General features: G+C 41.9%; 8 protein-coding genes. 5 read left to right on the forward strand and 3 right to left on the reverse strand.

All coding sequences use genetic code 11. The features are described from left to right. Positions 1-628 precede the first annotated feature (628 nt). Together PSI15_RS15980 and tyrA are read left to right on the forward strand one after the other, a co-directional pair. Positions 629-1723, forward strand: coding sequence for a 3-deoxy-7-phosphoheptulonate synthase (locus PSI15_RS15980; protein ID WP_273584392.1), 1095 nt, complete (start codon positions 629-631; stop codon positions 1721-1723). Positions 1724-1728: 5 nt separating this feature from the next. Then, the gene (tyrA, locus tag PSI15_RS15985; RefSeq protein ID WP_273584393.1) at positions 1729-2850 is read left to right on the forward strand and encodes a bifunctional chorismate mutase/prephenate dehydrogenase; all 1122 of its coding nucleotides are present in this window, start codon (positions 1729-1731) and stop codon (positions 2848-2850) included. A gap of 62 nt (positions 2851-2912) precedes the next feature. Here the strand turns inward: tyrA and pheA are convergent, their stop codons facing one another. The 3 genes from pheA to bamD form a co-directional block, all read right to left on the reverse strand. Then, entirely contained in the window at positions 2913-4067 is a 1155-nt protein-coding gene (gene pheA / locus PSI15_RS15990; RefSeq protein WP_273584394.1) for a bifunctional chorismate mutase/prephenate dehydratase, read from the reverse strand. Positions 4068-4428: 361 nt separating this feature from the next. Then, positions 4429-4761, reverse strand: coding sequence for a ribosome-associated translation inhibitor RaiA (raiA, locus tag PSI15_RS15995; RefSeq protein WP_045969464.1), 333 nt, complete (start codon positions 4759-4761; stop codon positions 4429-4431). A gap of 473 nt (positions 4762-5234) precedes the next feature. After that, on the reverse strand, positions 5235-5957 hold the full coding sequence (bamD, locus tag PSI15_RS16000) for an outer membrane protein assembly factor BamD (protein WP_273584397.1): 723 nt from the start codon (positions 5955-5957) through the stop codon (positions 5235-5237). A gap of 147 nt (positions 5958-6104) precedes the next feature. On the opposite strand from bamD, the gene rluD reads away from it, so the two are divergent. From rluD to clpB, 3 genes are all read left to right on the forward strand, one after another. Continuing rightward, complete coding sequence (gene rluD / locus PSI15_RS16005; protein ID WP_045969469.1) at positions 6105-7082, forward strand: 23S rRNA pseudouridine(1911/1915/1917) synthase RluD; 978 nt, start codon at positions 6105-6107, stop codon at positions 7080-7082. A gap of 4 nt (positions 7083-7086) precedes the next feature. After that, complete coding sequence (yfiH, locus tag PSI15_RS16010) at positions 7087-7818, forward strand: purine nucleoside phosphorylase YfiH (protein ID WP_273584395.1); 732 nt, start codon at positions 7087-7089, stop codon at positions 7816-7818. 129 nt (positions 7819-7947) lie between these two features. After that, positions 7948-10521: an ATP-dependent chaperone ClpB gene (gene clpB, locus PSI15_RS16015; RefSeq protein WP_273584396.1), complete on the forward strand. Its 2574-nt coding sequence runs from the start codon at positions 7948-7950 to the stop codon at positions 10519-10521. Positions 10522-10963: the final 442 nt, after the last annotated feature.

The raw sequence follows: 10963 nt of genomic DNA on the forward strand, positions 1-10963 counted from the left end.
AGGATTACACAGGTGAGTGACATAAAAGTACTGACTAAAACATAGCCCACTGTACAAATACTAATAATGCCAATTAATCCTGATAAACTTACTAACTGATTAAAAAATAAATAAAAGTGGGTAATACAGGTTCTTGTATCTGCATAAATTATTTCTTCATCATCATCCAAGCTGTTAGCTGTAATTTGAAATCTATTGAATACAGCTATCCTTCATAAAGATTGTTTTATAGTTTTGCAACAACACTAAAAGTACATATAAATATTATTAGAATATTTATATAAAAATGAGATTGAGATCTTGTTTTTATTATTTGATTATAAAGATATTTTTTGTGTAATAATTGATTTTCATTCATTTAATGAAATATTTTCATTTTTGTATGATTGATAAATATTATTTACATAACATTAACTTTAAATAATTTTTATATATTCCATATTGAAACTAATATTCTATGATTTATTGGCATATTTAATAGTATCAATGATACCTATGTGTAAAATAATGTTTACGATTAATGGAAAAAATTTACATTTTTGGATTGTATTCTTTACGACGCATGGTATGTTATCCATCAGACACTTAAAAAACATTAAACAGACAAAACCAAGCAAGGCAGGTAGAAATGATCATGCAAAAAGACGCTCTTAATAACGTTCATATCCTTGGTGAACAGGTGCTTATCACTCCCGAAGAGTTGAAACAGAAATACCCATTGGGTAGCAATGATCTACATGCCATCACAAACGCGCGTAATACTATTGCTGACATTATTCAGCATCGTGATCCTCGTTTATTAGTGGTATGTGGTCCATGTTCAATTCATGATGTGGATGCTGCCTTGGATTATGCCCGCCGTTTGAAAGCACTTTCTGCCGAATTGAGTGATTGTCTGTATATTGTTATGCGTGTCTATTTTGAAAAACCCCGTACCACAGTGGGTTGGAAAGGTTTAATTAGTGATCCGTATATGGATGGTTCATTTGATATGGATGCGGGGTTGCATATTGCCCGTCGCCTGTTGTTGAACTTGGTGGAAATGGGATTGCCATTGGCGAATGAAGCCCTTGATCCGAATAATCCCCAATATTTGGGAGACTTATTTAGCTGGTCAGCCATTGGCGCCAGAACGACTGAATCTCAAACTCATCGCGAAATGGCATCAGGATTGTCTGTGCCAGTTGGATTTAAAAATGGCACTGATGGTAATTTGAATACTGCAATTAATGCCATGAAAGCAGCAGCAATGCCTCATCGCTTTATGGGGATAAATCAGTCAGGTCAAGTTTGTTTGCTACAAACTCAGGGCAATCCAAATGGACATGTGATATTGCGTGGCGGCGCAGTACCGAATTATAGTGCAGAACATGTCGCTGATTGCGAGTGCCAAATGATGAAAGCAGGGCTGACACCCTCACTGATGATTGATTGTAGCCACGGTAATTCCAATAAAGATTTTCGTCGTCAGAGTATTGTTGTGGATTCTATTGCTGAACAAATTATGTGCGGAAATCAATCTATCATTGGTATTATGTTGGAAAGCCATATCAATGAGGGAAATCAATCCTCCGAACAGCCTCGTGCTCAGATGAAATATGGTGTTTCGGTAACCGACGCCTGTATTAGCTGGCAGACTACGGAGCAAGTATTGAGAAAACTGCATCAGCAAATCGCTCCACATTTGCCTAGCCGAAATATGACGATGGAAAAAGCAGGGTAATCAATATGACAGCAGAATTGTCACCGTTGAGGGCTGAAATTGATGAGGTAGATAAGACCTTATTATCTTTGCTGGCAAAAAGAATGCATTTAGTGGCACAAGTTGGTGAAGTTAAAAGCCAGCTTGGTTTACCGATTTATGCACCTGACAGGGAGGCAGCAATGCTGGCTTCCCGCCGTCAGGAGGCGGAAAATATAGGCGTTCCGCCTGATTTAATTGAAGATATCTTGCGCCGAATTATGCGAGAGTCTTATGTCAGCGAAAACAACAAAGGCTTTAAAAAGCTCGGTACTCATTTGGGGTCTGTAGTCATCGTAGGTGGGGCAGGCAAAATGGGGAGATTATTCGGTCGATTGTTGACACTGTCGGGCTATGAAGTCAAGGTACTTGAAGCTGGCGATTGGGAGAATGCCGAACAGATATTAGCCGGAGCGGGAATGGTGATCGTCAGTGTTCCCATTCATTTGACAGAGGAGATTATCCGTCGATTACCTCCTTTGCCGGAACAATGTATTTTAATTGATTTAGCTTCAATCAAACAAAAGCCGTTAAATGCAATGCTTGAAGTCCATCCGGGGCCTGTTTTAGGGTTACACCCTATGTTTGGGCCAGATGTGGGCAGCTTTGCTAAACAGGTTGTTGTCTATTGCGATGGACGTTCTCCTGAAACATATCAATGGTTTTTGGAGCAGATAATGGTATGGGGAGCGAGACTGCATCAAATCAACGCGGAAGAGCATGATAAAAATATGAGCTTCATTCAGGCGTTGCGTCATTTCACTACCTTCTCTTACGGGCGGCACCTTGCAAATGAAGGTATCGACTTGCAGCAATTGCTTGCATTATCTTCACCGATATACCGGTTAGAGTTGGCGATGGTAGGACGATTATTCGCACAAGATCCTCAACTATATGCTGATATTATTATGTCTGGCCCTGAAAATATTGAACTTATCCGTCGGTATTACCAGAGTTTCGGGCAGGCTCTGGAAATATTGGAACATCAAGATAAATCAGCTTTTATCGAGAGCTTTAACCAAGTGAGTGATTGGTTTGGTGATGAAGCCGCTAGATTTATGAAAGAAAGCCGAGTGCTTTTGCAGCAGGCGAATGACAACCGAGTGTAATATTTTGAAGTAATTACGAAATGTTAAAACCGGATGGAAACATCCGGTTTTGGTTTTTTACTTTAGGCGGGATCGATAGGAATGACATTTTCTGATGGGTAAGATCCTAACACTTTCAGAAAGCAAGTCATTTCCGTGAGTTCCTTTAATGCCTGTTGCATTTTTATGGAGCGCAGATTGGCTTGCACATCAATATAAAACATTTCTTCCCACGGTTTGCCATTTATTGGGCGAGATTCCAATTTACTCATGGGGATATCATGTTTCTTTAAGATAATGAGTACATCAACCAGCGCTCCAGCTTGCTGCCCGGTTGACATGATGAAAGTAGTTTTGGCCGGAACCTGATCGGAGACTTCAATCGGTTTGCGGGAAACAACAATAAAGCGAGTGCTGTTCTCTTGCTGATTTGCCAGGTTGTTTTCTAAAACATGCAATCCATAGAGCATGCCACCAGCTTCACTTCCTAATGCAGCTATTTCTGGTGAGTTGAGTTCAGCCACTTTTTGCATGGCAGCAGCCGTGCTTTCACAGTAGATAATATTCCAGTCAGGATATTTATTGAGATATTGGCTACATTGTTGAAAAGGTTGGGAATGGCTATAGACGGTTTTTATCCTTGAGATATCCGTTTGTCCGGCAATCAATAAACAGTGATTGATTGGCAGAGTCATCTCTCCAACAAGGGATAAGGGGGTATGTTGCAATAAATCATAAACCTCATTGATTGCCCCTGAGCTGGTATTTTCCAGTGGCAGGATGCCATAATCAGCCTGACCAATCTCAACCAATGAAAAAATATCTGAGAATTTATGACAACTGCACTCAACCAACTGATTAAAGTGGCGGGCAGCAAATTGTCGCGCTGCAATATGAGAATATGACCCTTTTGGCCCTAGAAAAGTAATACGGGCAGAATCGTAAGGCGTCTGATTGAGATGTTGCTGTAATAAGGCCTGTTGAGTCAGAACAGAATCCTCAATGATCATCTGAAATAATCGTGTAATGTAAAATCCATCTAATCCACGAGTTTTACCTTTATCAATCAATACGTTCAATAATTCTCGTTCACGATTTTTATCTCGGATAGGGCGATGATCGAGCAGTTTTGTCTGGGCGATGTTACTGGCTAATTGTCGGCGCTTAGCAAGCAGATCCAGCAAATTCGCATCAATATGACTAATTTCTTCTCGTAAACTAACTAAATCTCGTTCCATAATATGTTCCTGACATTTTTATTCTGAGCATAGTCTGTGCATTGTGGATATGTTTATGATCAATAAAACAAAAAAACCTCCCGGTTGATGGAAGGTTTTTATTCGTCTTCATAAATTTTCTTTGAAACGAACCAACCTCCTTATGAGAAGGTGAAAAAAAAGAAAAATAGGAAAGACGGTTTAATAATCATTTAGCCTGTTAGCACGTTACTTTATGGTTTCAATACTCTATTTTAATTAACCTATTTAGCATGAAGTGTCAACAAAAGGCTCTTTTAGCCGAAATAGAGAAAATAAGACTGGATGGTTAAGTAATAGTGAAACGCGCTCGTAGAGCGCGTTAGGAAAGAATAAACAATATTTATACTTCTAAGTTGAGATTGGACTCTTTAACACTATTATCTGCACGACGAGCTTCTGCCTTGTGCTGTACTTTATTGAGCTGGCGCTCTAATTTTGTCAGTAGTTCATTGATCGCAGCGTACATATCTTCATGCTTAGCACTCGCCACTAATGTGCCATTTGGTGTACCAATTGTGGCATCAACCAAGAATCCTTGCGGTTCTTTTGATAGTACGATATGTGGACTGATTAGATTGACTTGCCATTTGCCCAACTTATTTAGACGGTCTTCCACATGGCTACGAATTGCGGGGGTAATTTCCATTTGTTTGCTGGTAATATTTACTAACATATCGTTACCTCTTTAAATGTTGCTCCGTCTTCAATGTGTCCAGCATAACGCTATTTTGCGTAAAAAGAATGATCTAGATCACCTTTATTCAGCGATTTCGCAAGCGAGTGACAGAATTGTGATAGCCAGGGAAGATATGAAGAATATTTGTTGCGGAGAAGAGTATTATGCGTCATTATCGGTCAGTTATGGGATTATAAATTGTGTTATAGTTCCAAAATATGAATTATTTTCAGAGTGAAAATAATACAGGTATAGCCAAATGTCACTCAAATGTACTAATGTGTTCAATTTCTCGGCTAAACAGAACAAAAAGACAAGTCTGACAAAAATTACATCCCTGCAATAGTATTCCTGACAACTCATTGCCTACTGTGTTGTAGATTGCAAGATATAGAGAACAAGTGATCAAAAACAGTAGCCGGTTAGCTACTGTTTTTGATCACTTGTTCAATTCTCTGATGAGATTAGATTTATGCAGGGTTAGCAGCAATCAACTGTGCTACCTTATTGGCTTCAGCGGTCAGCCCTAATTTCTTATAAGCTGATTCCATATAAGGAAGCGCCTCCTGAGTGGCATTAGTATCAGGATAGTCCCGTAACATCTGTTCTACGCGATTAACAACCGCTACGTAAGCACTGCGTTTAGTGTAATATTGCACCACGGCAAGCTCATATTTAGATAAGCGTTCTTTAAGAAATATTAATCGTTTAGTCACATCGGTCGAATACTGACTGTTTGGATAGTAACGCACCAGTTGGCTGAAATCACGGAATGCGGCACGGGCATGTTCAGGATCACGATTTGATCGGTCAATGCCAAAAAAGCCTTGTAATGGGCTGTCATCCAAAGCCTGCGAGATCAATCCACGCATGTATAGTACATAGTCAACATTAGGGTGGGTTGGATTCAGGCGCATGAAACGGTCAATGGATGCGAGAGCCAGTGGGTATTCCGCTGATTTGTAATAGGCATAGATCAAATCAAGCTGGACTTGCTGGGAGTACGGTCCAAAAGGATAGCGGTTATCAAGAGATTCCAATTGCTTGATAGCCATTTTATAGTTACCTTCTTGCAGTTTTTCCTGCCCAATTGCATAAATTTGAGATGGCGGGATATCAGGGACCGCATCCTTATTGCTGGAGCATCCAGATAGAACCAGGCTCAATGTGGTCACTGCCACCAGATATTTCATGCGAATCATCACGTGTTGATTATCCTCTGAGTGTTTTCTGGGAGACTGTCCGTGAAGCTCCCGGCAAAATATGGGGTTACAATAGCACATTATTTTAAATGAAACGGCCTCGCCGTCAAAACTCAACGTAAAATATAGAAGTTATATATGGCACAAAAAATCCGACTTAATGCAATAGTCGCTGAATCTCAGCTTGGTCAACGTTTAGATCAGGCTTTGGCTGAATTGTTCCCTGATTACTCAAGGTCACGTATAAAAGAGTGGATCTTGGATAATAAAGTTCAAGTGAATGGCAAATTAATTAGCAAGCCAAAAGAAAAAGTCCTGGGCGGTGAAGAAATTTTCATCGATGCTATCATTGAAGAGGATGTCCGTTGGGAGCCTCAGGATATCGAACTGAATGTTGTCTATGAAGATGACGATATTTTGGTCATCAATAAACCACGTGATTTGGTCGTTCATCCGGGAGCAGGTAATCCTGACGGCACGGTATTGAACGCCTTGCTATATCGTTATCCTGAAATCGCAGATGTTCCCCGCGCAGGTATTGTTCATCGCCTTGACAAAGATACGACAGGGTTAATGGTTGTGGCAAAAAACGTTCCGGCACAGACCCGTTTGGTGGAATCGTTGCAATTACGTGAAATAACCCGTGAATATGAGGCTGTTGCGTTGGGATGTATGACGGCAGGAGGAATGGTAGAAGAGCCCATTTCCCGTCACCCGACAAAACGGACACATATGGCGGTGCATCCTATGGGGAAACCTGCGGTTACCCATTATCGCGTTATGGAGCATTTCCGGGCGCATACTCGTCTGCGTCTGCGTTTGGAGACGGGCAGAACACACCAAATTCGTGTGCACATGGCACATATAAAACACCCATTGGTGGGAGATCCTTTGTATGGTGGGCGGCCTCGTCCCTTAAAAGGCGCCTCTGATGAATTTCGCGAAGTGATGCGCAATTTTGATCGCCAGGCATTGCATGCAACCATGTTACGTCTTTACCATCCGATTACGGGAATTGAGATGGAATGGCATGCTCCATTACCGGATGACATGGTTAAATTGATTGAAGTGATGAAAGCGGATGCCGAAACTTTCAAAGATGAGATGGATTGGTAGGTAAATGACACCACTGATTTTTCCTGATTGGCCACAGCCTGATAGTGTTGGTGCTTGCAGTACCACTCGTTTGGGTGGGGTAAGCCAACCTCCGTATGACAGCTTAAACCTGGGTAATCATGTTGGGGACGTTTCAGAATACGTGGAACGAAATAGAGCGTTGTTGGTTGAATATGCCCAATTACCACAGCAACCTACATGGTTAGAACAAGTACATGGAACGCGTGTTATTACACTTGATGGTCAGTCATTGGTAAATAATCAGGCCGATGCTGTTTACACGAATAAGCTAGGGCAGGTTTGTGCTGTGATGACAGCAGATTGCCTGCCGGTGCTTTTTTGCAGTATTTCTGGTGATGAAGTTGCCGCGGCCCATGCCGGATGGCGCGGACTATGTGCAGGGGTATTGGAGAATACTGTGTCCCGATTTAGTGCAAAACCTGACATGATCCGTGCATGGTTGGGGCCTGCTATTGGCCCTGAGCAATTTGAGGTGGGAAGCGAAGTGAGGGACGCTTTCATCACAACTAATTCTGATCTAGAACAAGCTTTCGTACCTTATGGTGATAAGTTTCTGGCAAATATTTACTTACTGGCTAAATTAAAGTTGCAGTCAATAGGAATAACAGAGATTTTTGGTGGAACCGCATGTACTGTCACGGAGGAAAAAAACTTTTTCTCCTATCGTCGTGATGGCAATACAGGGCGAATGGCAACGTTAATCTGGTTGCGATAACCTACTTCACAGGACGATCTTTGGCGTATGGCGGTCAGTTTCCAATTAACTTTTCAGAAGACCTTGAATATTTAAGGAATGACCTTATCTAGTCTCCAGTAGCAAATTCTGACCAGTATTGGAGGTGTTATGCGTCTGGATCGTCTTACCAATAAATTCCAGCTTGCTCTCGCTGACGCCCAATCCCTCGCATTAGGGCGTGATAATCAATTCATCGAACCTCTTCACTTGATGAGTGCATTAATTAATCAAGAAGGCGGTTCAATACGTCCTTTATTGACCTCGGCAGGGGTGGATACGGGAAATTTCAATCATCAACTGAATCAGGCTCTGAACCGATTGCCGAAAGTAGAAGGCAATGGTGGAGATGTGCAGGTATCCAACGAACTGGGACGTCATTTAAACCTGTGTGACAAACTTGCGCAAAAAACGGGTGATAATTTTATCTCTTCTGAACTCTTTGTTTTGGCAGCGATAGAAGAGCGTGGAACATTAAGTGACATGCTGAAAGCTGCGGGGGCAACTAAAGATAAAATCACTAAGGCCATAGAACAAATGCGTGGTGATGAAAAAGTGAATGATCAAGGCGCAGAAGATCAGCGTCAAGCCTTAAAGAAATATACCATTGATCTGACTGAACGAGCTGAACAAGGCAAATTGGACCCTGTGATTGGGCGCGATGAAGAAATTCGTCGAACGATTCAGGTATTGCAACGCAGAACCAAAAATAATCCAGTTCTCATTGGTGAGCCTGGGGTTGGGAAGACCGCTATCGTTGAAGGTTTGGCACAACGTATTGTTAATGGTGAAGTGCCAGAAGGACTGAAAAACAAACGTGTTCTGTCTCTCGATATGGGAGCATTATTAGCGGGTGCTAAATATCGTGGTGAATTTGAAGAGCGTTTGAAAGGTGTTTTAAACGACCTTGCCAAACAGGAAGGCTCTATCATTTTGTTTATTGATGAATTGCATACCATGGTAGGGGCAGGTAAAGCCGAAGGTGCAATGGATGCCGGTAATATGCTGAAACCCGCTCTGGCGCGTGGAGAATTACATTGCGTTGGGGCAACAACACTTGATGAATATCGTCAGTATATAGAAAAAGATGCGGCTTTGGAGCGTCGTTTCCAGAAAGTTTATGTGGCGGAACCGACTGTTGAAGACACAATTGCTATTTTACGCGGTCTGAAAGAGCGATATGAATTGCACCATCACGTCCAAATTACCGATCCGGCAATCGTGGCGGCTGCAACATTATCTCATCGCTATATTTCCGATCGTATGCTGCCTGACAAGGCAATTGACCTGATTGATGAAGCCGGGGCAAGCCTGCGTATGCAGATGGACTCTAAACCAGAAGCATTGGATCGCCTTGAGCGCCGCGTTATTCAATTAAAGCTTGAACAACAGGCACTGAAAAAAGAGTCTGATGATGCCAGTAAAAAACGTTTAGAGATGCTGAACGAAGAATTGGCAGAAAAAGAGCGTGAATATTCTGAACTGGAAGAAGAGTGGAAAGCAGAAAAAGCTGAACTTAGCGGTACTCAGAACATTAAAGCTGAATTAGAAAATACCCGTATTGAATTAGAAAGAGCTCGCCGTAGCGGTGACTTAGCTAAAATGTCTGAAATTCAGTACGGAAAAATTCCAGAATTGGAAAAACGTCTGTCAGCAGCAACAACAGCAGAAAATCGTCATATGAAGTTGCTGCGTAACAAAGTCACAGATGCTGAAATTGCTGAAATACTTGCGCGTTGGACAGGCATTCCTGTCTCCAGAATGTTGGAAAGCGAAAAAGATAAGTTACTGCGCATGGAGCAAGAGTTACATAAACGCGTGATAGGGCAGAATGAAGCCGTTGATGCCGTATCGAATGCAATTCGTCGTAGCAGAGCGGGGTTATCTGATCCCAATCGTCCAATTGGTTCTTTCATGTTCTTGGGGCCGACTGGGGTAGGTAAAACAGAATTGTGTAAAGCGCTGGCTAATTTCTTGTTCGACAGTGATGAGGCTATGGTGCGCATTGATATGTCGGAATTTATGGAAAAACACGCAGTTTCAAGGCTGGTGGGAGCTCCTCCGGGATATGTTGGATACGAAGAAGGTGGGTATCTGACAGAAGCGGTGCGCCGTCGTCCTTATTCTGTCATTTTGTTGGATGAAGTTGAGAAAGCTCACCCAGATGTTTTCAATATCTTGCTACAGGTATTGGATGATGGCCGTTTGACTGATGGTCAGGGCAGAACCGTTGATTTTCGTAACACGGTTGTGATTATGACCTCTAACTTAGGCTCCGATATGATCCAAGAACGTTTTGGTACACTGGATTATACGGGGATGAAAAATATGGTTATGGAGGTGGTTGGTCATCATTTCAGACCTGAGTTTATCAACCGTATAGATGAGGTTGTTGTGTTCCATCCATTAGGAAAAGAGCATCTGAAATCTATTACGAATATTCAATTGCAGCGTTTATATCAGCGTCTGGAAGAACGTGGTTATCAGGTGGAGATAACCTCTCCCGCATTGGAAAAACTCAGTGAAACTGGTTTTGATCCTGTATATGGTGCTCGTCCATTGAAACGGGCTATCCAGCAAGAGATTGAAAACCCGCTGGCGCAGCAAATTCTTTCTGGTCAGTTGATCCCAGGTAAATTAGTCACTTTGGCGCTGGAAGACAATCGTATTGTTGCAAAACAATGATATTGATTGCCTGGGAAGTTTTTAAATATAAAAACGCATAAGAAACCAGAGCCACGTGAATATAAAAAGAGGTGTTTTTTGCATCTCTTTTTTGTTTTTGTCGATTAGGAAAGCATCAAATTAGGGTGTTTCGGGTGATAAATAAGCGATTGAGTCTTTTTTTTAAAATAACGGTTGCCAGTATCACAAAACTCCCTATAATGCGCTTCCGTTGTCACGACAAACACACAAACCTGTCGGGATGACAAAGTGAAAAGCCCTGAAAAATAAGGCTTGACACAATAAGAGGAAAGCGTAAGATACGCAGCCTCGCAACCCGGAACAAACACCCGGTTGCCAACGCTCTTTAACAAATTAATCAGACAATCTGTGTGGGCACTCGCAAGACACTATCCAACGCCGAAAGGCGGAAAATATTAAAAGTCTTGAAGAGTGAACAACA

It is taken from the genome of Xenorhabdus sp. PR6a (assembly GCF_028599065.1).
Lineage (GTDB): Bacteria > Pseudomonadota > Gammaproteobacteria > Enterobacterales > Enterobacteriaceae > Xenorhabdus > Xenorhabdus doucetiae.

Excerpts from the sequence above, each read along its gene's own strand:
- PSI15_RS15980 (WP_273584392.1), top strand. The coding sequence starts at position 629 with ATGATCATGCAAAAAGACGCTCTTAATAACGTTCATATCCTTGGTGAA.
- tyrA (WP_273584393.1), top strand. The coding sequence starts at position 1,729 with ATGACAGCAGAATTGTCACCGTTGAGGGCTGAAATTGATGAGGTAGAT.
- pheA (WP_273584394.1), bottom strand. The coding sequence starts at position 4,067 with ATGGAACGAGATTTAGTTAGTTTACGAGAAGAAATTAGTCATATTGAT.
- raiA (WP_045969464.1), bottom strand. The coding sequence starts at position 4,761 with ATGTTAGTAAATATTACCAGCAAACAAATGGAAATTACCCCCGCAATT.
- bamD (WP_273584397.1), bottom strand. The coding sequence starts at position 5,957 with ATGAAATATCTGGTGGCAGTGACCACATTGAGCCTGGTTCTATCTGGA.
- rluD (WP_045969469.1), top strand. The coding sequence starts at position 6,105 with ATGGCACAAAAAATCCGACTTAATGCAATAGTCGCTGAATCTCAGCTT.
- yfiH (WP_273584395.1), top strand. The coding sequence starts at position 7,087 with ATGACACCACTGATTTTTCCTGATTGGCCACAGCCTGATAGTGTTGGT.
- clpB (WP_273584396.1), top strand. The coding sequence starts at position 7,948 with ATGCGTCTGGATCGTCTTACCAATAAATTCCAGCTTGCTCTCGCTGAC.